The sequence below is a fragment of the Citrobacter sp. wls716 genome, assembly GCF_005280975.1.
Taxonomy (GTDB): domain Bacteria; phylum Pseudomonadota; class Gammaproteobacteria; order Enterobacterales; family Enterobacteriaceae; genus Citrobacter; species Citrobacter youngae.
Window position 1 is genome coordinate 17,171 of the sequence record NZ_SZWX01000038.1, and the last position, 22,896, is coordinate 40,066.

General features: G+C 51.4%; 20 protein-coding genes. 10 read left to right on the forward strand and 10 right to left on the reverse strand.

Annotation, left to right across the window (positions count from 1 at the left end):
- Positions 1-61 precede the first annotated feature (61 nt).
- Positions 62-1,639 (forward strand): glutamine-hydrolyzing GMP synthase, encoded by a 1,578-nt coding sequence (gene guaA / locus FDX24_RS13600; RefSeq protein ID WP_048224996.1) that lies wholly within the window; start codon positions 62-64, stop codon positions 1,637-1,639.
- A gap of 97 nt (positions 1,640-1,736) precedes the next feature.
- Here the strand turns inward: guaA and mscS are convergent, their stop codons facing one another.
- Together mscS and FDX24_RS13610 are read right to left on the reverse strand one after the other, a co-directional pair.
- On the reverse strand, positions 1,737-2,615 hold the full coding sequence (mscS, locus tag FDX24_RS13605) for a small-conductance mechanosensitive channel MscS (RefSeq protein ID WP_137364471.1): 879 nt from the start codon (positions 2,613-2,615) through the stop codon (positions 1,737-1,739).
- 363 nt (positions 2,616-2,978) lie between these two features.
- A complete protein-coding gene (locus FDX24_RS13610) occupies positions 2,979-3,182 on the reverse strand; it encodes a YfgG family protein (RefSeq protein WP_071887371.1) in 204 nt (67 codons plus the stop codon).
- A 366-nt stretch (positions 3,183-3,548) separates the two neighbouring features.
- On the opposite strand from FDX24_RS13610, the gene FDX24_RS13615 reads away from it, so the two are divergent.
- A complete protein-coding gene (locus FDX24_RS13615) occupies positions 3,549-5,819 on the forward strand; it encodes a sensor domain-containing phosphodiesterase (protein WP_137364472.1) in 2,271 nt (756 codons plus the stop codon).
- Here FDX24_RS13615 and ppx read toward each other — a convergent pair.
- The 4 genes from ppx to purM form a co-directional block, all read right to left on the reverse strand.
- Positions 5,799-7,340 (reverse strand): exopolyphosphatase, encoded by a 1,542-nt coding sequence (gene ppx / locus FDX24_RS13620; RefSeq protein ID WP_061068325.1) that lies wholly within the window; start codon positions 7,338-7,340, stop codon positions 5,799-5,801. The two genes, FDX24_RS13615 and ppx, sit on opposite strands and share 21 nt — an antisense overlap.
- A gap of 4 nt (positions 7,341-7,344) precedes the next feature.
- Positions 7,345-9,411: a polyphosphate kinase 1 gene (gene ppk1 / locus FDX24_RS13625; protein ID WP_101741994.1), complete on the reverse strand. Its 2,067-nt coding sequence runs from the start codon at positions 9,409-9,411 to the stop codon at positions 7,345-7,347.
- 214 nt (positions 9,412-9,625) lie between these two features.
- A complete protein-coding gene (gene purN, locus FDX24_RS13630) occupies positions 9,626-10,267 on the reverse strand; it encodes a phosphoribosylglycinamide formyltransferase (protein WP_137364473.1) in 642 nt (213 codons plus the stop codon).
- Complete coding sequence (gene purM, locus FDX24_RS13635; RefSeq protein WP_020996702.1) at positions 10,264-11,301, reverse strand: phosphoribosylformylglycinamidine cyclo-ligase; 1,038 nt, start codon at positions 11,299-11,301, stop codon at positions 10,264-10,266. The genes purN and purM overlap by 4 nt, the downstream gene beginning before the upstream one ends.
- A gap of 295 nt (positions 11,302-11,596) precedes the next feature.
- Here purM and FDX24_RS13640 point away from each other — a divergent pair, with 295 nt between their 5' ends.
- The 4 genes from FDX24_RS13640 (at position 11,597) to FDX24_RS13655 (ending at position 16,020) form a co-directional block, all read left to right on the forward strand.
- Positions 11,597-13,027 carry a 6-phospho-beta-glucosidase gene (locus tag FDX24_RS13640; protein ID WP_137364474.1) on the forward strand — a complete coding sequence of 477 codons (1,431 nt, stop codon included), beginning with the start codon at positions 11,597-11,599 and terminating at the stop codon, positions 13,025-13,027.
- 183 nt (positions 13,028-13,210) lie between these two features.
- Positions 13,211-13,837, forward strand: coding sequence for a uracil phosphoribosyltransferase (gene upp, locus FDX24_RS13645; protein ID WP_003037929.1), 627 nt, complete (start codon positions 13,211-13,213; stop codon positions 13,835-13,837).
- A gap of 96 nt (positions 13,838-13,933) precedes the next feature.
- Complete coding sequence (gene uraA / locus FDX24_RS13650; protein WP_137364475.1) at positions 13,934-15,223, forward strand: uracil permease; 1,290 nt, start codon at positions 13,934-13,936, stop codon at positions 15,221-15,223.
- Positions 15,224-15,318: 95 nt separating this feature from the next.
- Complete coding sequence (locus FDX24_RS13655; protein WP_211924219.1) at positions 15,319-16,020, forward strand: DnaA inactivator Hda; 702 nt, start codon at positions 15,319-15,321, stop codon at positions 16,018-16,020.
- Positions 16,021-16,054: 34 nt separating this feature from the next.
- Here FDX24_RS13655 and arsC read toward each other — a convergent pair whose 3' ends face one another.
- Entirely contained in the window at positions 16,055-16,414 is a 360-nt protein-coding gene (arsC, locus tag FDX24_RS13660) for an arsenate reductase (glutaredoxin) (protein ID WP_003037937.1), read from the reverse strand.
- A gap of 12 nt (positions 16,415-16,426) precedes the next feature.
- The gene (gene bepA, locus FDX24_RS13665) at positions 16,427-17,890 is read right to left on the reverse strand and encodes a beta-barrel assembly-enhancing protease (RefSeq protein WP_137364476.1); all 1,464 of its coding nucleotides are present in this window, start codon (positions 17,888-17,890) and stop codon (positions 16,427-16,429) included.
- Positions 17,891-18,116: 226 nt separating this feature from the next.
- Between bepA and FDX24_RS13670 the strand changes: the two genes are divergently transcribed.
- The 4 genes from FDX24_RS13670 to iadA all read left to right on the forward strand — a co-directional run bounded on the left by FDX24_RS13670 (position 18,117) and on the right by iadA (position 21,645).
- Complete coding sequence (locus FDX24_RS13670; protein ID WP_116360859.1) at positions 18,117-19,181, forward strand: AI-2E family transporter; 1,065 nt, start codon at positions 18,117-18,119, stop codon at positions 19,179-19,181.
- A 166-nt stretch (positions 19,182-19,347) separates the two neighbouring features.
- Positions 19,348-20,007, forward strand: coding sequence for a nucleoside recognition domain-containing protein (locus tag FDX24_RS13675; RefSeq protein ID WP_121584886.1), 660 nt, complete (start codon positions 19,348-19,350; stop codon positions 20,005-20,007).
- Between the two features lies 1 nt (position 20,008).
- Positions 20,009-20,470: a YjiG family protein gene (locus FDX24_RS13680; protein WP_003037948.1), complete on the forward strand. Its 462-nt coding sequence runs from the start codon at positions 20,009-20,011 to the stop codon at positions 20,468-20,470.
- A gap of 11 nt (positions 20,471-20,481) precedes the next feature.
- Positions 20,482-21,645, forward strand: coding sequence for a beta-aspartyl-peptidase (gene iadA, locus FDX24_RS13685; RefSeq protein WP_137364477.1), 1,164 nt, complete (start codon positions 20,482-20,484; stop codon positions 21,643-21,645).
- A 118-nt stretch (positions 21,646-21,763) separates the two neighbouring features.
- On the opposite strand, the gene bcp is transcribed toward iadA, so the two are convergent.
- A complete protein-coding gene (bcp, locus tag FDX24_RS13690; RefSeq protein ID WP_048210945.1) occupies positions 21,764-22,234 on the reverse strand; it encodes a thioredoxin-dependent thiol peroxidase in 471 nt (156 codons plus the stop codon).
- Positions 22,234-22,806, reverse strand: a complete 573-nt coding sequence (locus FDX24_RS13695; RefSeq protein WP_197081302.1) for a glycine cleavage system transcriptional repressor — start codon at positions 22,804-22,806, stop codon at positions 22,234-22,236. The genes bcp and FDX24_RS13695 overlap by 1 nt, the downstream gene beginning before the upstream one ends.
- Positions 22,807-22,896 lie beyond the last annotated feature (90 nt).

The window sequence follows — 22,896 nt, forward strand, 5'->3', positions numbered from 1 at the left end:
AGTTTCCGCGCCCGGCTCTGTGCCGGGCGAATTTGTTTCACTTGCCTCGGAATTAGCGTCAATGACAGACAATATTCATAAACATCGCATTCTCATCCTCGATTTCGGATCGCAGTACACTCAGCTGGTCGCACGCCGCGTACGTGAGCTGGGCGTCTACTGTGAACTGTGGGCATGGGATGTTACGGAAGCACAAATTCGCGAATTCAACCCAAGCGGTATTATTCTTTCCGGTGGTCCGGAAAGTACCACCGAAGCAAACAGCCCGCGTGCGCCAGAGTACGTGTTCAATGCCGGCGTGCCGGTGTTCGGCGTGTGCTACGGCATGCAGACCATGGCAATGCAGCTCGGTGGCCATGTTGAAGGGTCTAACGAACGTGAATTCGGCTATGCGCAGGTAGAGGTTCAGACTGACAGCGCGCTTGTCCGCGGTATTGAAGACTCCCTGACCGCCGACGGCAAACCTCTGCTGGACGTATGGATGAGTCACGGCGATAAAGTGACTGCCATTCCGGAAGGTTTCGTGACTGTTGCCAGCACTGACAGCTGCCCGTTTGCTATCATGGCGCACGAAGAAAAACGCTTCTACGGCGTGCAGTTCCACCCGGAAGTTACCCACACCCGTCAGGGCATGCGCATGCTGGAGCGTTTTGTGCGCGACATCTGCCAGTGTGAAGCGCTTTGGACGCCGGCAAAAATTATCGATGACGCCGTTGCCCGCATTCGTGAGCAGGTTGGCAATGATAAAGTTATCCTCGGTCTGTCCGGTGGCGTTGACTCCTCTGTGACTGCGATGCTGCTGCACCGTGCAATCGGAAAAAACCTGACCTGCGTGTTCGTCGACAACGGTCTGCTGCGCCTGAACGAAGCCCAGCAGGTAATGGATATGTTTGGTGACCATTTCGGCCTGAACATCGTTCACGTTGAAGGCGAACAGCGTTTCCTCGACGCGCTGAAAGGCGAGAACGATCCTGAAGCGAAACGTAAGATCATCGGCCGCGTATTCGTTGAAGTGTTCGACGAAGAAGCGCTGAAGCTGGAAGATGTTAAGTGGCTGGCACAGGGCACCATCTACCCTGACGTGATCGAATCTGCCGCTTCCGCCACCGGTAAAGCGCACGTCATCAAATCTCACCACAACGTGGGCGGTTTGCCGAAAGAGATGAAGATGGGTCTGGTTGAGCCGCTGCGTGAGCTGTTCAAAGACGAAGTGCGTAAGATTGGTCTGGAGCTGGGCCTGCCGTACGACATGCTGTACCGTCACCCGTTCCCGGGACCGGGGCTGGGCGTACGCGTGCTGGGCGAAGTGAAGAAAGAGTACTGCGACCTGCTGCGTCGCGCGGATGCTATCTTCATTGAAGAACTGCACAAAGCTGACCTGTACAACAAAGTCAGCCAGGCGTTCACTGTGTTCCTGCCGGTACGTTCCGTTGGTGTGATGGGCGATGGCCGCAAATACGACTGGGTTGTTTCCCTGCGTGCTGTTGAAACCATCGACTTTATGACCGCGCACTGGGCGCACCTGCCGTATGACTTCTTAGGCCGCGTGTCTAACCGCATTATCAACGAAGTGAACGGTATTTCCCGCGTGGTGTATGACATCAGCGGTAAGCCGCCGGCTACCATTGAGTGGGAATAATAGCCCTTTCTGTTAGCGGTTTCTGAACCGGTAATATGTAAAAAAACCCTCTTTTTATAGAGGGTTTTTTATTGCGCTCATACCGAAGCGCTGTGAATTAATCAACCAACTGTAGCTGGGGTTGAGATTGGGGGGCTACGTTCTCAACGCGAATATCCATCTGCGGATACGGCAGGGCGATATGGTTGTCGTCCAGGGCCTCTTTAATGTTTTCCAGCAGATCGTAATAGGTATTCCAGTATTCGATGTTGGGTACCCATACGCGGACGTAAAAATTCAATGCTGAAGCGCCCAGTTCGCCCAGACGAACGGTTACCCCACGTTGCTTATCGATGCGGGTATCTTGCTCGATAATATGGTTAATCACGCGCTTAACGTCAGCTATCCGGCTCTGATAGCCGACGCCAATCACCAGATCGATACGGCGGAAAGGGTGGCGGGAATAGTTAATGATATTGTCAGCGATGATCTTACTGTTTGGAATGACCACTTCTTTGCTGTCAGCGGTGAGCAAGGTGGTGGAGAAAATATGCACCTTTTCCACCGTTCCGGTGACTGCCCCAATTTGTACCACTTCTCCGGCGCGGAATGGACGTAGGGAGACCAATAGTACGCCAGCGGCAAAGTTGGAAAGCGATCCTTGTAGCGCGAGTCCAATGGCCAACCCGGCGGCACCAATGACGGCAATAATGGAAGATGTTTCGATACCGACGCGACCCAATGCGGCAACAACGGCAAAGGCGAGGGTAATGTAACGTACCAGCGCGGTGAAGAACTGGATAATGGTTCGGTCAACTTTACGTTTTAACAGTAATTTTTCCAGACCACTGGAGATCATGCGAGAGACAAATTTACCGACAAACAGTAAAATTACGGCGGCAACGATATTCCAGCCGAATTGAATAACCGCATCGCTGTGTCCAGCGATCCATTCAAGACCGCTGCTTATTTTCGGAAATAATGAAAAACCACTCATGGTATTACCCTGTAGAATTTAAAATGGTAATGATTCAAATAAGCATTTAATTTCATACATAATATTAATGCTTTCGTCCGTGATATTTTTTGGTGATATTAATTGACGTCTATTTGAACACAGTGTGTCTTTTTATACCCAGTAAATCGGAACGTAAAAATGAGCGCGAATGGTGAGGTGAAGTGGGATTAAAAGATTGTGCATTTGTGCGAAAAACACGGTCTTTTATCCGATAACTCAGTGCGTGTGGTGGGTAAGACAGCGTATTGTTTCATCGCTCAAATCCCTTACCGGATGGTTAAATGTCAGGCGATTAGCCATCCGGTAAGGAATCTTAAGACAGGGGATCACAGATACGAGCGTTCAGCGTTCGTCAGTTTGAGCAGGAGAAGTCTGTTGCGGCAAGGTGGTCTGCTGGGATTCTTTCTTGTCCTGGTGGTGGTGCCACGCACCGATAGCAGAGTAGACGAAGCGTCCGAAGAAGAAGATGAAGCTGATAAGCAGTACGATCCGGATCATGCGACTGTTAAATCGGTGTCGTTTGCGTAGGCTGGTAACCTGGCTCACAAAAGGTTCCTTAAAGTGTACCCAACCAGTGGGCGATACTTACATTAAGGCACACTAAGAGGGAATGGTCAATTCTTCGTTATGTAAAATTGCATCAACGGTTTTATCCACTTATGTTATGGAAATTAATATTATTATTTGCATTAATAATGAATAAACGATCATAAATAAAGAAAAAGGTAATAATTGATTAATGGGGGATATTTTTTTTGACATATATCAAACCCCGTCGGTTATCCGTAACTAAAATTGATGAGTCATTGTGATGTGTATTACATCATAGTTTTAAAGTCAGGTGGGATGCCTGTCTGAATGCCCTTCACAGAAAATACCCCTACATGATGTGAGGGATTCTACTGAGCATCTATGAAACTCAATAAAAACTATATAAATATTAGAGATAAATGGTGGGCGCTGCCCCTCATCTTACCATCTTTACTGTTGCCGTTATTGAGCACTGCCAATACCTACGCACATATTAGTACCGGTACAGTCATCCTTTTTTACCTGCCTTTAGCGCTGATGATTAGCTTGATGTTGTTTTTTAGTTGGGCGGCACTGCCAGGAATAATCATTGCTATCGGTTGGTACAAATATCCGCAGGTTGGGTTATTTGAAACGCTGTCAATTATTACGCACTTTATAGTTACAGTGGTGCTTAGTTGGGGCGGATATAAAGCTTTTGCTCCCCGGAGAAACAACGTGGCGCACGGCGACTCCCATCTGATGTTTCAGCGCATGTTTTGGCAGGTTTTCTGTCCGGCAACGCTATTCCTGATTCTCTTCCAGTTCGCTGCGTTTGTTGGCGTATACGAGAGCAAATCAGGTATGGTGGGCGTTATGCCCTTTAATACCGGAACGTTGATCAACTACCAGGCTATGCTGGTAGGGAACCTTGTTGGTATACCTCTATGCTATTTTATCATCCGAACCATTCGAAACCCGCTGCATATACGGGGCTATTTTTCGCAATTAAAGCAGCAATTTGACACCAAAGTAACGCGAACAGAGTTTGCTGTCTGGTTGATAATATTGACTTTATTGATGGCTCTGTTGTGTATGCCGTTAAATGAACAGAGTTCGATATTCAGCACAAATTATACCTTGTCTCTGTTACTGCCCGTCATGTTATGGGGCGCAATGCGTTACGGTTACCGATTTATTTCAATGATATGGACAGTCGTGTTGATAACTGCCATTCATTATTATCAGCGCTATATGCCCTGGTATTCGGGTTACGATACACAACTTGCAATTACCTCTTCGAGTTACCTCGTTTTTTCTTTCATCGTAAATTACATTGCCGTGCTGGCAACGCGTCAGCGATTTGTCACCCGACGCACACATCGTATGGCATATTTTGATCCGATGGTGCATTTGCCAAACCTGCGGGCATTGAACCGAGCGCTGAAAAAAGCACCATGGTCAGTGCTTTGTTTTCTGCGTATACCGGGCATGGAACTGTTGGTGAAAAACTACGGTATTATGTTGCGTATCCAGTACAAGCAAAAACTCTCACATTGGATAGCGCCGTTGCTGGAACAAGACGAATATGTTTTTCAATTATCCGGTAATGATTTAATACTGCGTTTTAATACTGAGTCACATCAGCAGCGTATTGAAGCGCTGGACAAACATATCAGGCAATTCCGTTTTGTCTGGGATGGCATGCCCCTGCAACCGCAGGTTGGGATCAGTTTTTGCTATGTTCGCTCACCCGTTAACCACATTTATCTGTTACTGGGGGAGTTAAGCACCATCGCCGAGCTCTCGCTGGCAACCAATATGCCGGAGAGTTTGCAGCGACGTGGCGTAATGCACCTGCAGCGGGATCTGAAAGATAAAGTGGCAATGATGAATCGTTTGCAGCAGGCACTGGAGCATGATCGCTTCTTCCTGATGGCACAGCCGATTTCTGGCGTACGCGGCGATGTTTATCATGAAATCCTGCTGCGTCTTCAGGGCGATGAAGGTGAAACGATTGCTCCTGATAATTTCTTACCGGTAGCCCATGAGTTTGGCTTGTCATCCAGCATTGATCTGTGGGTCATTGAAAATACGCTGAAATTTATGGCGCAGAATCGGGAGAAAATGCCCGCTCATCGGTTTGCCATTAACTTGTCACCCACGTCGATATGTCGCGCCCGACTTCCGCATGACATCAACCAGCTACTGGTTAAGTACAAGGTTGAAGCGTGGCAGTTGATTTTTGAAGTCACGGAAAGCAACGCCTTAACCAATGCGGAACAGGCACAGGCAACGTTACTGCAGCTGCAATCATTGGGCTGTCAGATTGCAATCGATGATTTTGGTACCGGCTATGCCAGCTATGCGCGGTTGAAAAATGTGAGTGCCGACATCCTGAAGATTGACGGAAGCTTTATCCGTAACATTGTCTCAAATAGTCTCGACTACCAAATCGTGGCCTCGATTTGTCACCTGGCGCGGATGAAAAAAATGTTGGTGGTCGCGGAGTATGTTGAAAGCGAAGAAATACGCAGTGCGGTGATTTCTCTGGGGATTGATTATTTGCAGGGCTATCTGATTGGTGAGCCGCGACCGCTGCATAAAACTCTGGAAGAACAGGTGCCAGTCACGCTGGCACCTGTCGATCACTCACGCAGCGATATCGGGTGAGTTTTCTTCCTCAATTTTAAGGCACCAGCCTGTGACGGCTTCCCAGTATTGCTGCTCTTTTTCCAGATCGAGCAGCACCAGCGCGTTCTGGCTAAACCAGTCGTGCGGGAAGCGTAGCGTCCAGTGGTTATCGTCGGTAATCAACGTGAGCGTCGGCGGCGTAGTGGTTGCCTGGCGCTGGTTGTTGAGCAATACCCCAAGTCGCAACAGCTGAATTAGCGGCAGGAACTGCTTTTTCTTGAACAGCGTAAAGCGGGGTAAATCATCCAGCTTAACCGCTTTACGATGATAGCGAACCAGGGTTGCCATCATCAGCTGTTGCTCCTGGTTGAAACCTGGCAGGTCGCTGTTTTGCAGAATATAAGCCGAGTGGCGATGTAGTCCGCTGTGGTTGATGTTCAGCCCAACCTCATGCAGCATCGCTGCCCAGCGCAGTAACGCTTCCAGTTGAGGATTGGCCAGTTTGGGCTGTTGTGTATGCCACTGGTCGTACATTTGCATGGTCGTTTCCAGCACGCGCCGGGCCTGTTCGCTGTCGATGTTGTACTGGTTTGCCAGGCTGCTGGCGGTACGGCTGCGAACGTCCTGGTGGCGAAAACGGCCTTCCATCTCATACAGTACACCTTCACGCAGCGCGCCATCGGAAAGCCGGAGTTCACGAATAGCGAGGGCATCAAAAACACCGCACAGTATTGCCAGACCGGGAACAAAAACCGCCTTTCGTTCTTCTGACAGCCCCGGCATGCTGAGTGCCTCAAATGACGCATGCTTCAGGACTTCTGTTGTCAGCTTGTCCAGACGTTCAGGGGTGATAAAACCATCTTTCTCACCCATTTCAAGCAGCACTTCATGGGCTGCTTTGATGGTGCCTGAAGCTCCCAGTGCAACGTTCCAGCCCTGGATTCGAAATTGCCAGGTGAGCGTTTCCAGTTTTTGCGCTGCCGCCATACGGGCGCGCTGGAAGTTTTCCCGGCTGATCGCACCACCCGGAAAGTACATCTGGGCAAAACTGACGCAACCCATACGGCGACTTTCGACCAGTTTAGGCTCGAAATCTTCGCCGATCACCAGTTCTGTTGAGCCGCCGCCGATATCGATAACCAGCTTGCGACCTTTTTCCGGCTGGGTGTGCTCCACGCCCATAAAAATCAGTCGGGCTTCTTCGTTACCGGAAATAATCTCAATCGGATAGGGGATGACTTTTTCCGCTCGCTTGAGAAAATCTGGCGCATTCAGCGCCTGACGCAAAGTATGGGTTCCCACGATGCATACGCTTGACGGGGGAAAGCCTTGCAGACGTTCGGCGAACAGCGACAGGCAGCTTAATCCGCGTTCCATCGCTTCTTCGCTTAGCTTGTTATCCGCGCCAAGGCCGTCCGCCAGATGTACGCGTTGTTTCAGTCGCCCGATAATTTGCATTGCGCCATCAACCACGCGGGCAATGACCATATGGAAACTGTTTGAACCAAGGTCGACCGCAGCAAATTCCTGCGGTCGTGGAGACTTGTCGTGTATTGGCATAGAGTTAGTCAGGTTGCTCGAGTGATTTGATGTAGTCGTAAATCGCTAATTGTGACTGAACCTTACGGCGGTTTCCGCGCGGTACGTAGCGATTACTAAGTTCTTTATCAATAAAGCGGGCTTTCACCGTGTCGCTGAACAGGATATCGATAATATCCAGCACGCGCTGCTTAAGGCGTGGGTCAAGAAGCGGTGTGGCAACTTCAATTCGATAATCGATGTTCCTGGTCATCCAGTCAGCAGAGGAGAGATACACCTGCTTATCGCCCCCGTTCTCGAAGATATAGACCCGGTCATGTTCGAGATAGCGGTCAACAATGCTGATGACGCGAATATTGTCACTGATGCCTTCCAGATTCGGGATCAGTGAGCACATACCGCGGATCAATAAATTAACGGGGACACCTGAACATGAAGCCGCATACAGGCGGTCAACCAGCCCTTTATCGACCAGATTATTCAGCTTCAGGGTAATGCCAGAAGGCAACCCTTGCTGTGCATTAGCGATCTCTTTGTCGATCATGCTGTACAGCAGGCGCCGTGAGTTCTGCGGGGAGACCAGCAGATAATCGAACGTTACCGGGCGATACGGGTTTTCGATGAAGTTAAACACCCGGCGGACTTCGTTGGTAATGCGTGAATCGGCGGTCAGCAACGAGTAGTCGGTATACAGACGCGCTGTTTTTTCGTTGAAGTTCCCGGTGCCGATATGTGCATAGCGCACGACGTCATCGCCTTCTTTACGCGAAATCAGGAACAGTTTGGCGTGAATTTTCAGGCCTGGTGCGGAGAAGATGACGTGAACGCCCGCTTCGGTCAAACGCTTGGCCCAATGAATGTTGGCTTCTTCATCAAAGCGCGCCTGCAGTTCCACCACCACGGTCACTTTTTTACCGTTATGCGCAGCATGGATCATCGAGTCGATGATGCGCGAATCTTTTGCCACACGGTAAATGTTGATTTTTATCGCCAGCACACTCGGGTCGAATGAGGCCTGGCGCAGCAGTTCAAGAACGTGTTCAAAGGTGTGATACGGATAATAAAGCAACACATCGCGTTCACGTACGGCATCAAAGCCGTTACGAAACTTCTCTTTATCGAACCAGATATGGCGCAGACGCGGCAGGGGTTTGTTCACCAGGTTAGCTTTGCCAACGTTGGGAAAGTTAATAAAGTCTTTGAAGTTATGATAACGCCCGCCGGGGACAATGGAGTCGTAGCGAGAGATCGTCAGCTTTTCACGCAGTACTTCAACCAGCGCATTGGGCATATCGCGCTGATAAACAAAACGCACAGGCTCTGCGGTCAGACGCTGTTTCAGGCTGGATGACATCAGTTCCATCAGGCTCGATTCCATCTCGTGCACCAAATCGTATTCGGCATCACGGGTCATTTTCATCGAATAGGCGTTCAGTGCATCGTAATCAAAGAAACCTTTGAAAATGTCGTCAAGGCAGTAACGTAAGATGTTGTCCAGCAGGATCATCGGTTTGCGGCGACGCGGGGTTTCCGGCGGCAGATTCACAAAACGGGGAACCTTGTCAGAAGGGATTTCCAGCAACGCGTAGCGGATTGTATCGCCGCGGATAATTTCCACCGCCAGATAGGTGTAGTCATCTTTCAGAAACTGGACTAAATCCGTCTCGCGGTTAATCAGGATCGGCGTAATGTGCTGACGCAGATATTGCTTGAAGTAGTGGCGTAACCAGCTCTGTTGATTGGCTGATAGCTGACGTTCGTTGATGAGGAAAATCTGGTTGCGCGCCATCTCCAGCAGCAGCTCGTTGTACAGGCCGTCAAATTCCTGATCGGCTTTTAATACCCGAGCCTGGATTTTGCCTAACAGATGGCGGGAGTGAGAGTTTGAACCCTGTTCTTCGCTAATAATGATTCGGCGCTTCAGTTCAGCAAAACGCACCTTGTAAAATTCGTCGAGGTTGTTGGAATAGATGCCTAAGAAACGCATCCGTTCGATCAACGGGTTTGACTTATCAGCAGCTTCCTGGAGTACGCGTTCGTTGAACGCTAACCAGCTGAGTTCTTTCTCGATGTATAGCTTTTCCTGACCCATTACCACTTTTACTCCGTTTCATTCACGGGACACTACCGGTTAATTATGGCGAGCATTGCTCTCAGATGTCCAACTGTGCCAGAAAAATATGACAATAAACCGTCTGATAGCAAAGAGAAAGGGGGAGCGTAGATGAATACCGGAGATGTTAACCGGAAAAGGTATTTATGCCTGTAAGCCGGATGGTGATATTCGGCTTACAGGTTGGATTTTATTATTCGTCGGCGGCGTAGCCTTGTGGCGGCAGACGAACGCCATCCAGCCATGCAGCGTTATCACGCATCTTCAGACGGCCATCGGTAAACCAGCTTACCACCAACGGGTAAATGGTATGTTCCTGGGCCTGAACCCGCGCCGTGACGTCATCTTCGCTATCGCCTTCAAATACCGGAACTTTGGCCTGAAGAATAACGGGCCCGCCGTCCAGTTCATCAGTGACGAAGTGGACGGAAGTTCCATGCTCTTCATCGCCATTTTCCAGCACCTGACGGTGCGTATGCAGGCCTGGATACTTCGGTAATAAAGACGGGTGGATATTCAGCAATCGCTCAGAATAGTGCGCGACAAACGCCGGGCTGAGGATGCGCATATAACCGGCCAGCACCACGACATCCGGCGCCCAGGCATCAATTTCCTGAATCAGCTGGCGGTCGAAGGCTTCGCGACTGGCAAACTGGGCGGCTTCCAGCGAGTACGCTGGAATATTCGCTTCGCGTGCGCGTTCAAGGCCGAACGCATCGGCCTTGTTACTGAATACTGCACGTATGGTGCCATTGATTTTTTTCTGTTCGCAGGCGTCAATTATCGCCTGCAAATTGCTTCCGTTACCGGAAATGAGCACCACAATGTTTTTCATTCAATGACCACACGCTGTTCGGAATCAGAAGCTTTGATGATACCGATTTTCCATGCGTTTTCACCTTTCTCATTGAGCAAAGCCAGGGCTTTGTCCACTTCCGGAGCTGGCAGGGCGATAACCATGCCTACGCCGCAGTTAAAGGTGCGATACATCTCATGCTGGCTGACGTTACCTGCCGTTTGCAGCCAGTTGAAGACGGCTGGCCACTGCCATGAAGATTCGTCGATCACGGCCTGCGTGTTGTCTGGCAGAACGCGAGGAATATTTTCCCAGAAGCCGCCGCCGGTCAGGTGGGCAATGGCGTGCACATCAACCTTCTCGATCAGTTCCAGAATGGATTTTACGTAAATGCGGGTCGGAGCCAGCAAGTGATCGGCCAGCGGCTTGCCTTCAAGCTCGGTGGTTTCCGGGTCACAACCGCTGACTTCAACGATTTTACGCACCAGAGAGTAACCGTTGGAGTGCGGACCGCTGGAGCCGAGCGCAATCAGTACGTCGCCGTCGGCCACTTTTGAACCGTCGATAATCTCTGATTTTTCGACGACGCCAACGCAGAAACCTGCCACGTCGTAATCTTCGCCGTGGTACATCCCCGGCATTTCAGCTGTTTCCCCACCGACCAGCGCACAGCCAGACTGCAGGCAGCCTTCGGCAATCCCGTTAATGACGCTGGCTGCGGTGTCCACATCCAGTTTGCCGGTTGCATAGTAGTCGAGGAAGAACAGCGGCTCAGCGCCCTGAACCACGAGGTCGTTGACGCACATTGCGACGAGGTCAATGCCGATAGTGTCGTGGCGTTTCAGATCCATCGCCAGACGCAGTTTTGTACCAACACCATCAGTGCCGGAAACCAGTACCGGTTCACGATATTTTTGCGGCAATGCGCACAGCGCACCGAAGCCACCCAGACCACCCATAACTTCCGGACGACGCGTTTTCTTTACTACGCCTTTGATTCGATCAACCAGAGCATTACCTGCATCAATATCAACACCGGCATCTTTGTAGCTAAGAGAGGTTTTATCGGTCACTGCCTGCTTCCCCACATGTTTACTTGCAGTAAAAGTTAAATTCGGCGCAATTCTAACAGGGAAAGCAAACGTTTGCGAGCCTGCTCTGCATCAAGTTTTATCTGCTGGTTTTTTCAGCATTTTACAATCATTTATCTATTTGTTTGAACTGCGCCACGAAAATGAAACCGGGTACAGTCTTGTGCTTGAAACCTGCCAGCCGAATGCACAGTATCATACTGAAACCGGTTTCAGTTTTCTGTCGCAGGCCTCATTTGGAGCGTTTTGCGCAGACTCATCACGATAGGGGAAGGGGATGTCAGGATTTAAAGCAGATTTCATGTGGGGTGGCGCTGTTGCCGCTCATCAACTGGAAGGTGGCTGGCAGGAGGGCGGTAAAGGCATTAGCGTTGCTGATGTCATGACGGCGGGGGCGCACGGCGTGGCGCGTGAAATTACTGACGGTGTGATTGCCGGTAAAAACTACCCTAACCACGATGCCATCGATTTTTATCATCGCTATAAAGACGACATAAAGCTGTTTGCCGAAATGGGGTTTAAATGCTTTCGTACTTCTATTGCCTGGACGCGGATTTTCCCTTTAGGTGACGAAGCGCAACCCAATGAAGCTGGCCTGCAGTTCTATGATGATCTGTTCGACGAATGTCTGAAATATGGCATTGAACCGGTGATTACGTTGTCGCACTTCGAGATGCCCTACCATCTGGTGACGGAATATGGCGGCTGGCGCAACCGTAAGCTTATCGATTTCTTTGTCCGTTTTGCCCGGGTGGTTTTCACTCGTTTCCAGCACAAAGTGAAGTACTGGATGACGTTTAATGAGATTAACAATCAGGCAAATTATCACGAAGACTTCGCGCCCTTTACTAACTCTGGCCTGAAATATCTGCCTGGTGAAGACCGCGAGCCGGTCATGTATCAGGCGGCGCACTACGAGCTGGTTGCCAGCGCGCTGGCGGTGAAGCTTGCACGTGAAATTAACCCGGCGCTGCAAATTGGCTGCATGATTGCGATGTGCCCAATTTATCCGCTGACCTGTGCGCCGAACGACATGATGATGGCGATGAACGCTATGCACCGGCGTTACTGGTTTACTGACGTCCATGTGCGCGGCAAATACCCGCAGCATCTTCTCAATTACTTTGCCCGTCGTGGCTTTGAACTGGATATCACCGAGGAAGACCGTCAGGCGCTGACCGAGGGCTGTATTGATTACATTGGTTTTAGCTACTATATGTCTTTCGCGACGCAGGCCACGGCAGATAATCCGCAGCTGAATTACGACGAGTCGAAAAGCCTGGTTTCTAACCCGTATGTGCAGAAGTCGGACTGGGGCTGGCAGATTGATCCCGTCGGTCTGCGCTATTCGCTGAACTGGTTCTGGGATCATTATCAGTTGCCGCTGTTTATTGTAGAAAACGGCTTTGGCGCGATTGACGTGCAGCAGGCTGACGGCTCGGTGGATGATTCCTATCGTATTGACTATATGGCCGCGCATATCCGCGAAATGAAAAAAGCGGTGGTGGAAGATGGCGTGGATCTGATGGGCTATACCCCGTGGGGCTGTATTGATTTAGTCTCGGCCGGGACGGGGGAGATGAAAAAACGCTACGGCTTTATCTATGTTGATAAAAATAATGACGGGAGTGGGACATTAGCACGCTCGCCGAAGAAATCTTTTTCCTGGTATAGAAACGTCATCCAGAACAATGCTGAAAATCTATAAAATTCATAATGTTGATAATAAGCTCCGCACTCAACGCGGGGCTTGTTTTATACTCATCATCCGGACGCAAACGATTTTGGTTGATCCATGTCAAGCGTATGCAGTGTTGCGCCAGAGACGAAAAGCGGTATAATCCGGCGATTTTTTTTGTGGTTGCCACTCGTCTGAGGAAAGGAGAAGAGTATGAAGATCGTGGAAGTCAAACACCCACTCGTCAAACACAAGCTGGGACTGATGCGTGAAAACGACATCAGCACTAAACGCTTTCGTGAACTCGCCTCGGAAGTTGGCAGCCTGCTGACTTATGAAGCAACCGCTGGTCTGGAAACCGAAAAGGTGACCATTGAAGGCTGGAACGGTCCGGTTGAAGTTGACCAAATCAAAGGTAAAAAAATCACCGTTGTGCCAATCCTGCGTGCGGGCCTGGGCATGATGGAAGGCGTTCTGGAAAACGTTCCGAGCGCGCGTATCAGCGTGGTGGGGATGTACCGTAATGAAGAGACGCTGGAGCCGGTTCCGTACTTCCAGAAGCTGGTTTCTAACATCGATGAGCGTATGGCGCTGATCGTTGACCCGATGCTGGCAACCGGTGGTTCCGTTATCGCGACCATCGACCTGCTGAAAAAAGCAGGCTGCAGCAGCATTAAAGTCCTGGTGCTGGTTGCGGCGCCGGAAGGTATCGCGGCGCTGGAAAAAGCGCACCCGGATGTTGAGCTGTACACTGCCTCCATCGATCAGGGACTGAACGAGCACGGATACATTATTCCGGGGCTCGGCGATGCCGGCGATAAGATTTTTGGTACCAAGTAAACGAATAAGTGAAAAGAAGCCGACTTTAAGAGTCGGCTTTTTTTTGAATAAAACAACCCAATCGCTAATAACAAACAACACTCAGAGGAAAACACTATGACGCGCCGTGCTATCGGGGTGAGTGAAAGACCGCCGCTTTTACAGACAATCCCGCTTAGTTTGCAGCACCTGTTCGCCATGTTTGGCGCAACGGTACTGGTGCCAGTCCTGTTTCATATCAACCCAGCTACCGTTCTGCTGTTTAACGGCATTGGTACGTTACTGTATCTCTTTATTTGTAAAGGAAAAATTCCGGCTTACCTCGGTTCAAGCTTTGCGTTCATTTCCCCGGTTCTGCTGCTGCTGCCGCTAGGGTATGAAGTGGCGCTGGGCGGTTTCATTATGTGTGGCATCCTGTTCTGCCTGGTTTCGTTCATCGTTAAGAAAGCCGGTACTGGCTGGCTGGATGTGATGTTCCCGCCTGCGGCGATGGGCGCAATCGTTGCCGTCATCGGTCTGGAGCTGGCGGGTGTCGCTGCGGGTATGGCGGGATTACTGCCTGCTGAAGGACAAGCGCCAGACTCAACAACCATCATCATCTCAATGGTGACGCTGGCGGTGACGGTATTTGGTTCCGTACTGTTCCGTGGCTTTATGGCGATTATCCCGATTTTGATTGGGGTGCTGGCCGGGTACGCGCTCTCCTTTGTGATGGGCGTCGTGGACACTACGCCGATATCGCAGGCCCACTGGTTTGCTCTGCCAACGTTTTACACGCCGCGCTTTGAATGGGTCGCTATTCTGACCATTCTGCCTGCGGCGCTGGTGGTTATTGCTGAACACGTCGGCCACCTGGTGGTAACGGCGAATATCGTGAAAAAAGATTTGATTCGCGATCCTGGCCTGCATCGTTCTATGTTTGCTAACGGCCTGTCGACGGTGATCTCCGGCTTCTTCGGTTCGACGCCTAACACCACCTACGGCGAAAACATCGGCGTCATGGCGATTACCCGCGTTTACAGTACCTGGGTTATTGGCGGCGCGGCGATTTTCGCCATTCTGCTCTCCTGCGTGGGTAAACTGGCTGCGGCGATCCAAATTATTCCACTGCCGGTCATGGGCGGTGTATCTCTGCTGCTGTACGGCGTGATTGGCGCTTCCGGTATTCGCGTACTGATCGAGTCAAAAGTTGACTACAACAAAGCACAGAACCTGATCCTGACCTCGGTCATTTTGATCATCGGCGTCAGCGGCGCGAAAGTTCACATTGGTGCTGCTGAGCTGAAAGGCATGGCGCTGGCGACCATTGTGGGTGTCTGTCTGAGCCTGATTTTCAAAGTTATCAGCCTGCTGCGTCCGGAAGAAGTGGTGCTCGACGCCAAAGATGCCGACACTGAGCAACAGTAAACCTTTGACCGGGCGGCGATGCTGCCCGGTTCTATCGCGACGCATTTCTGTGTTAAACTCAACGCGATTTTATGAAATCCTGGGTTGAGGTATCTCTGAACACACCGGCACAGCTCTCTTTGCCACTTTATCTTCCTGACGACGAAACTTTCGCAAGTTTCTGGCCGGGGGATAACTCCTCTTTACTGGCTGCACTGCAAAACGTGCTGCGTCAGGAACATAGCGGGTATATTTATCTTTGGTCGCGTGAAGGCGCTGGCCGTAGCCATTTGCTGCATGCAGCCTGTGCGGAACTGTCCGCGCGCGGCGATGCGGTAGGCTATGTGCCGCTCGACAAACGCACCTGGTTCGTCCCCGAGGTGCTCGACGGGATGGAGCATTTATCGCTGGTCTGCATCGACAACATCGAATGTGTGGCCGGTGATTCGCTGTGGGAAATGGCGATCTTTGATCTCTACAACCGTATCCTGGAGTCGGGGAAAACACGCCTGCTGATCACCGGCGATCGCCCGCCAAGACAGCTAAATCTGGGATTGCCGGATCTCGCCTCGCGTCTGGACTGGGGACAAATCTACAAGCTACAGCCGCTTTCTGATGAAGATAAACTGCAGGCGTTGCAATTACGCGCCAGGCTACGTGGGTTTGAACTGCCGGAAGATGTGGGACGCTTCCTGCTTAAGCGTCTGGATCGGGAAATGCGTACGCTGTTTATGACGCTGGATCAGCTTGATCACGCATCGATCACCGCCCAGCGAAAGCTGACGATCCCCTTCGTAAAAGAAATTCTGAAGCTGTAAGCGCCGCAGCCGGAAAACTGCGGCAGTCTTAAGATTAACCGACGATTTCCAGTACCTGCTCCGGCGGACGTCCAATTCGCGCCTGGCCTTTGGCAACCACAATTGGACGCTCCATCAGTTTCGGGTTTTCCACCATTGCCTGAATCAGCGCATCTTCACTCAGGTTTTTGTCCGCCAGGTTAAGCGACTTATAGAGATCTTCTTTCTGGCGCATCAGCTCACGCGCGCTGGACATACCCAGCATCTGCAGAAGTTCACGCAGAGTCGCGGCGTCAGCCGGGGTTTCCAGATACAGCACCACTTCCGGGTCCACGCCGTTGGACTTCAGTAATTCCAGCGTTTCACGGCTCTTGGAGCAGCGTGGGTTATGGTAGATTTTAATCGCGTCTGACATTTTTCTTTCCTGTTACATCTTGGTGTACGGTTTAAAGCGCTCTTGCAGCTGGCGTAGCTGGTCGATACGGGCATCGTATCTGGCCTGCTGCTGGCTGCCCAGTTTCACCTGAGAGCTTGCGCTGCTGAGCATTGAAATCGCCTGATCCAGACGTCCGGCGAGGGCATACCCTTCCGCGCGCGCCGCCAGCTCCTGATCGCGGTTATTCAGGTTGGCTTCCGTTTGCGCTAACAAATCCCAGCCGTTAGGGTCGTCCTTATGGTTAAACGTATAGCGATTCAGGATGGTCGCCGCCTCTTTGGCTTGTCCACCCTGTAAATACGCATTCGCCAGGTTGAGCTGAAGGACCGGGTTGGTGCGCAGGTCACGGGCGTTTTTCAGGCGGTTAATGGCGTCGCTGGTTTTCTTCTGGCCGAGATCGATATCCGTTGCCAGGTCGAGATACCAGGCATTGTTAGCATCCGCCGCCAGCAGCGGCTGTAGCGCTTTACGTGCTTCGTCATATTTGCTGGCTTCCATCGCCTGCAATGCCCGGCCATACTGGGCTGCACGTTGTTCACGTACGTTGCCTTTCGACCAGTTATCCAGTAGATCGCTGGTTAACTGGTTGCGGCCTGAATTGTACATGCCTAAGGTTCGCGCCTTGGCCAGATAAAAATCTTCCGACGACTGGACGACCACCGGACGCATCTGGTTGGCGCGGTTACGGGCATCCGCCAGACGGCTTTCAGGCAGGGGGTGAGTCAGCAAAATTTCCGGCGGACGCGAAGAGTAACGAGCCTGATCGAGCAGTTTTTCGAGGAACGTTGGCATGGCCTGAGGATCAAAGCCCGAACGTTGCAGTACCTGAATACCGATACGGTCTGCTTCCTGTTCATTTTGTTGCGTAAAGCTAATCATCCCCTGACGTGTACCCGCCAGCGTACCGGTTAACGCCGCCATCCCTGCCTGCGGGCTGGCCATTGCTAATAAAATCGAGCCTAATGCGCCAACCCATGTCAGCGGTGCGCTGCGTTTCTGATCTTCCATCGCGCGCGCCAGGTGGCGCTGCGTGACGTGGGAAATTTCGTGCGCCATAACCGATGCCAGCTGGCTTTCGTTGTCGGAATAGCGGAACAGTGCGGAGTGCAAAACAACGTTGCCGCCAAAGAAAGCAAAGGCGTTGATTTCATCGTTGTTAATCAAAAAGAATGTGAAGGGTGTTTTTACCGAGTCGGCGTGCGAGACCAGACGCATCCCCAGCGCATTAATGTATTGGGTGAGCAATGGATCGTTAATTAATGGCGCACTGCCGCGCAACTGGCGTACGTAATAATCGCCCATCTGCATTTCCTGTCCTATGGAAAGCGTACTGCCTGCCGACGTTCCCATATCAGGCAGGGTGTCCGCAGTATCAGCAAATGCGGGCGCGACCTGACCGATAGTCAGTGCGGCAATGAGGGTAGCAACCAGGTTTTTTTTCAACTGCCTGAACATAACCTCTGTCCTGTATTCTTTTTTGAGATAGCCATTTGACCAATGCTGTGAAGTATCGTTCACACTCCGCAAGCTTAGGGAGTGTAACTGTGAAACCTGACGATGAACACCCAGGAAAAATGTCTTTTCACTTTGCGTAATCAGTCATAAAAAGCGAAGTCTTTTTTGTGACATTTCGATACAATTCGGGATCGCAATCCCGCTATTGAGGTTCAGGGAAGGTTTTATGCTCGAAATGTTGACGCAATGGTATCGCCGCCGCTTTAGCGACCCAGAGGCTATTGCCTTGCTGATTATTCTGGTTGCCGGTTTTGGCATCCTGTTCTTCTTTAGTGGTCTGTTGGCGCCGCTGCTGGTCGCGATTGTGCTGGCTTATCTGCTGGAATGGCCTACCGCCCGGCTGGAAAATATCGGTTGCTCGCGGCGCTGGGCGACGTCAATTGTGCTGGTGGTGTTTGTCGGTATTTTACTGCTGATGGCGTTTGTGGTGATGCCCGTTGCATGGCAGCAGGGCATCTATCTAATACGCGATATGCCTGGCATGCTCAACAAGTTGTCTGACTTTGCCGCCACCTTACCGCGACGTTATCCGGCGCTGATGGATGCGGGCATCATTGATGCGATGGCGGAAAATATGCGTTCCCGGATGCTCACCATGGGCGATTCAGTGGTGAAATATTCGCTGGCTTCTCTGGTTGGGTTGTTGACGCTGGCGGTCTATCTGGTGCTTGTCCCACTGATGGTATTCTTTTTGGTGAAGGATAAAAGCCAGATGTTGAATGCTGTGCGCCGGGTGCTGCCGCGAAATCGTGGACTGGCAGGACAGGTCTGGAAAGAAATGAACCAGCAAATCACCAACTATATCCGCGGTAAAGTACTGGAGATGGTGGTGGTCGGTGTTGCAACCTGGCTGGGCTTCCTGATGTTTGGCCTTAACTACTCTCTGCTGCTGGCGGTGCTGGTGGGGTTCTCTGTGCTGATCCCGTATATCGGCGCGTTTGTGGTGACGATTCCGGTTGTTGGTGTGGCGCTGTTTCAGTTCGGGCTTGGCACCGAGTTCTGGAGCTGTTTCGCCGTGTACCTGATAATCCAGGCGTTGGACGGCAATCTGCTGGTTCCCGTACTCTTCTCCGAAGCCGTAAATTTGCATCCGCTGGTCATTATTCTCTCAGTCGTAATATTCGGTGGCCTGTGGGGATTCTGGGGCGTTTTCTTTGCCATTCCGCTGGCGACGCTAATCAAAGCCGTGGTGCATGCCTGGCCGGATGGTCAGGTCGTTGACGAACCCTAATCTGCAAGATCCGGCGATATCATGTCGCCGGATCCGAACTTGTCTGACCTCTATCCACACTTTCTGAATCATCTCTTCTGCTGTCGTTTTTCTCCGCATTTGTCTTTAACTTGACCTGCGTGATGTCTTTCTGTCACGCAAGGAATAAGACCAACAGGAGAACAAAATGGGCCACAACACACACACGCAGCAAAAGGTGGGATGGAGCGGTTATCTCGCTTTTTTTATTACGATTATCCTTTTTTCCGGCATGTTTGCGAAAAGTACCGAATGGTGGCGGGTCTTTGACTTCACCGTCCTCAACGGCGCGTTTGGGCAGATTAATGCCGCAGGCGATACAGCGGTCTCTTTTCGCGGCTCTGGAGGGATGGGAGCCAAAGACGGCTTCTTATTCGCGCTTGAGCTGGCACCTTCCGTCATTCTTTCACTCGGGATTATTTCCGTCACCGAAGGGTTAGGTGGTTTACGTGCGGCACAACAGCTGATGACGCCGGTCCTGCGCCCGTTACTCGGTATTCCGGGAGTTTGTTCGCTGGCGCTAATTGCGAATTTGCAAAATACCGATGCCGCGGCCGGGATGACCAAAGAGATGGCGGAAGAGGGCATTATTACTGAACAGGAGCGTGCCATTTTTGCCTGCTGGCAAACCAGCGGCAGCGCGTGTATTACCAACTATTTTTCCTCTGGCGCTGCGCTGTTTACGGTGGTTACCGTTCCGGTGATTACGCCGCTGGCGGTGATCCTTGTCTTCAAATTTGTGGGAGCGAATCTGCTGCGTTTGTGGATTGCGCAGCTGGAAAATCGCCGTCTGCAGCAGGAGGTCTGAGATGACAACGCAGGTACGTAAAAACGTCATGGATATGTTTATCGATGGCGCGCGGCGCGGGTTTACAATTGCTACAACCAGCCTGTTACCTAACGTGGTGATGGCGTTTGTGATTATTCAGGCGCTGAAGGTGACGGGATTGCTCGAGATTGTCGGGCGGGTGTGCGAACCGGTGATGGCGTTGTGGGGGCTACCGGGGGAATCTGCCACCGTGCTGCTGGCGGCGGTGATGAGTATGGGAGGCGGCGTCGGCGTTTGTGCCAGTCTGGTTGTTGCTGGTACGCTTTCGGGGCATGATGCGACTGTATTGCTACCGGCTATCTACCTGATGGGCAATCCGGTGCAAAATGTGGGACGCTGCCTGGGAACTGCGGGGGTCCATCCCCGTTACTACCCGCTGATTATAGCGGTATGCGTCATTAATGCGCTGCTCTCTATTTGGGTTATGCAGGTAATTGCCTGACAAGGAAGGTTATGAACTGTTCCATTCTTAATTTGACGTTGTTCCAGCAGGGACACGTATACGCACCTGAAGATTTAGGGCGACAGGATATACTGGTCTCCGGCAGTAAAATTGTCGCCATCGCCCCGTCTATCGCAGCAGAAGATTTTCCCGGTTGTGAGTGCATCAACCTTGATGGGGCAATTGTTTGTCCCGGCTTTATCGATCAGCACGTCCATCTGATTGGCGGTGGCGGAGAGGCAGGGCCACATACCCGCACCCCGGAAGTGCGCTTGTCACGACTGGTGGAAGCTGGCGTCACCTCGGTGGTGGGATTGCTGGGTACCGATGGCATCACCCGTCACCCGGAATCGCTGCTGGCGAAAACACGTGCGCTGGAGTTTGAAGGCATCAGCGCATGGATGCTGACCGGGGCTTATTCTCTGCCATCGCCGACAATCACCGGCAGTATCGATCGCGACGTGGCGCTGATCGATAAAGTCATTGGCGTGAAATGTGCGGTTTCGGACCATCGTTCCTCCGCCCCGGACACCTCGGTGCTGGCGAACATGGCGGCGCAGTCGCGGGTAGGTGGATTGTTAGGGCGCAAACCGGGGGTAAGCGTTTTCCACATGGGTGACAGCCCGCGCATGCTGGAGCCGTTGTACAACATCCTCGAGTGCTGTGATGTCCCGATTACCAAACTGTTGCCAACGCATGTTAATCGTGCGGAACCGCTGTTCCAGGCGGCGCTGGAGTACGCCCGCCAGGGCGGTTATATCGATATCACCAGCAGCATTGATGAGCCTGTTGATCCGGCAATGGCGATTGCTACAGCGTTGCGCCAGAACGTGCCGCTGTCGCGTATTACCCTGAGCTCGGATGGCAACGGTAGCCAACCGGAATTTGATGCGTCCGGTAATCTGACTGGGATTGGCGTCGCAGGATTTGAATCACTGGCGGAAACGGTACGCCAGTTGGTGAAGGTTCATGCCGTACCGCTGGAGCAGGCGCTGTGTCCGCTGACGCGTACGGTCGCAGAATTTTTGGGGCTAGAGCATAAAGGGCGTTTGGCGGTGGGATGCGATGCGGACATTCTGGTGCTGAACGACGCGCTGGAAGTGAATTACCTTTGGGCAAAGGGGAAAGCCATGGTGAAAGAGAAGAAAGCGTGTGTAAAAGGAACGTTTGAATAAACGACCTTTATGCCGGGGGGCGGCTATGCCTTACCCGGCCTACAAGTTTCGCAATATTAATAAGCTGCGTAGGCCTGATAAGCGAAGCGCCATCAGGCTTTTTCCAGCAAAACGTAAATCAGGCGTTCTCTTTCAGCCAGTTCAGTACCACGTCGTGGTGATTGCTGGTTTTGAAATCATCAAACACATGTTCAATTTTGCCTTCGGCATCAATAAGGAAGCTGATGCGGTGGATGCCATCGTAGGTCTTACCCATAAATGACTTTTCACCCCAGACGCCAAATTGCTCGCAAACCTGATGATCTTCATCAGACAGGAGCGTGAAGTTAAGCACTTCTTTCTCCGCAAATCGGGAAAGCTTCTCTGGTTTATCGGTGCTTATCCCCAGCACTTCAACACCGGCTTTTTTTAACTGATCCATGTTATCGCGCAAGCCACAGGCCTGTACGGTACAGCCGGGCGTCATGGCTTTCGGGTAGAAATAAACCAGAACACGCTGTCCCTGGAAGTCGGTTAAATTTACTTGTTCTCCGTCTTGATCCGGCAAGCTAAATTTCGGTGCGATATCACCGGCTTTCAGTGGGTTCATTACTTAACTCCATCCTGTTCATCATGCTGTGAGTAATTGACGACGTTAATACTGCCTTGCGCATTGAGTTCTGTACAGAGTGCTTTAAACGCATCCTCAATATTTGCCGAATCATGTGACGCAGGACTATGTGCGGTAATTTGAATAAACAACTGTGCAGTCTTGCCGTTTTCAGCCGGCTGTGTGCGCGAAACCAGTTCCGCAATATTCATTTGATGGCTGTCAAAAAGGGCGGTAAAGCGCTCAATCAAATGAGGCGAGTCGGGGACATCGACCTGTACCCATACCGTGGCGGGCATCGCCGGACGGGGACGCGCGGTCGTACGCTTCATCACAATCAATAAATCCAGCTCTGCGCCTTTCAACGGCAAGGTTGATTCAATCAGGGTGATGGCATTCCAGGTTCCGGATAACAGCATGATAAACGTAAACTCGTCACCCAGCATGGCCAGTCGGCTGTCTTCGATATTACAGCCACAACTGCTGACATGACGGGTGATAGTGTTCACAATTCCCGGGCGATCAGCACCCAGCGCAGTAATGACCAGATAGTGTTGCGATGGCGATGTCAAACCTGTTCTTCCTTTGAGCGGTGAGGTAATCATAAGGAAAGCATAAAAAAAACATGCATACAACAATCAGAAGGGCTATGGTCGCTTGCT

Coding starts and splice junctions, on each gene's coding strand:
- FDX24_RS13615 (WP_137364472.1), top strand. CDS start 3,549: ATGAAACTCAATAAAAACTATATAAATATTAGAGATAAATGGTGGGCG.
- purN (WP_137364473.1), bottom strand. CDS start 10,267: ATGAAAAACATTGTGGTGCTCATTTCCGGTAACGGAAGCAATTTGCAG.
- FDX24_RS13675 (WP_121584886.1), top strand. CDS start 19,348: ATGGGCCACAACACACACACGCAGCAAAAGGTGGGATGGAGCGGTTAT.
- ppk1 (WP_101741994.1), bottom strand. CDS start 9,411: ATGGGTCAGGAAAAGCTATACATCGAGAAAGAACTCAGCTGGTTAGCG.
- ppx (WP_061068325.1), bottom strand. CDS start 7,340: ATGCCAATACACGACAAGTCTCCACGACCGCAGGAATTTGCTGCGGTC.
- iadA (WP_137364477.1), top strand. CDS start 20,482: ATGAACTGTTCCATTCTTAATTTGACGTTGTTCCAGCAGGGACACGTA.
- arsC (WP_003037937.1), bottom strand. CDS start 16,414: ATGTCAGACGCGATTAAAATCTACCATAACCCACGCTGCTCCAAGAGC.
- guaA (WP_048224996.1), top strand. CDS start 62: ATGACAGACAATATTCATAAACATCGCATTCTCATCCTCGATTTCGGA.
- mscS (WP_137364471.1), bottom strand. CDS start 2,615: ATGAGTGGTTTTTCATTATTTCCGAAAATAAGCAGCGGTCTTGAATGG.
- bcp (WP_048210945.1), bottom strand. CDS start 22,234: ATGAACCCACTGAAAGCCGGTGATATCGCACCGAAATTTAGCTTGCCG.
- upp (WP_003037929.1), top strand. CDS start 13,211: ATGAAGATCGTGGAAGTCAAACACCCACTCGTCAAACACAAGCTGGGA.
- bepA (WP_137364476.1), bottom strand. CDS start 17,890: ATGTTCAGGCAGTTGAAAAAAAACCTGGTTGCTACCCTCATTGCCGCA.
- FDX24_RS13640 (WP_137364474.1), top strand. CDS start 11,597: ATGTCAGGATTTAAAGCAGATTTCATGTGGGGTGGCGCTGTTGCCGCT.
- FDX24_RS13680 (WP_003037948.1), top strand. CDS start 20,009: ATGACAACGCAGGTACGTAAAAACGTCATGGATATGTTTATCGATGGC.
- uraA (WP_137364475.1), top strand. CDS start 13,934: ATGACGCGCCGTGCTATCGGGGTGAGTGAAAGACCGCCGCTTTTACAG.
- FDX24_RS13670 (WP_116360859.1), top strand. CDS start 18,117: ATGCTCGAAATGTTGACGCAATGGTATCGCCGCCGCTTTAGCGACCCA.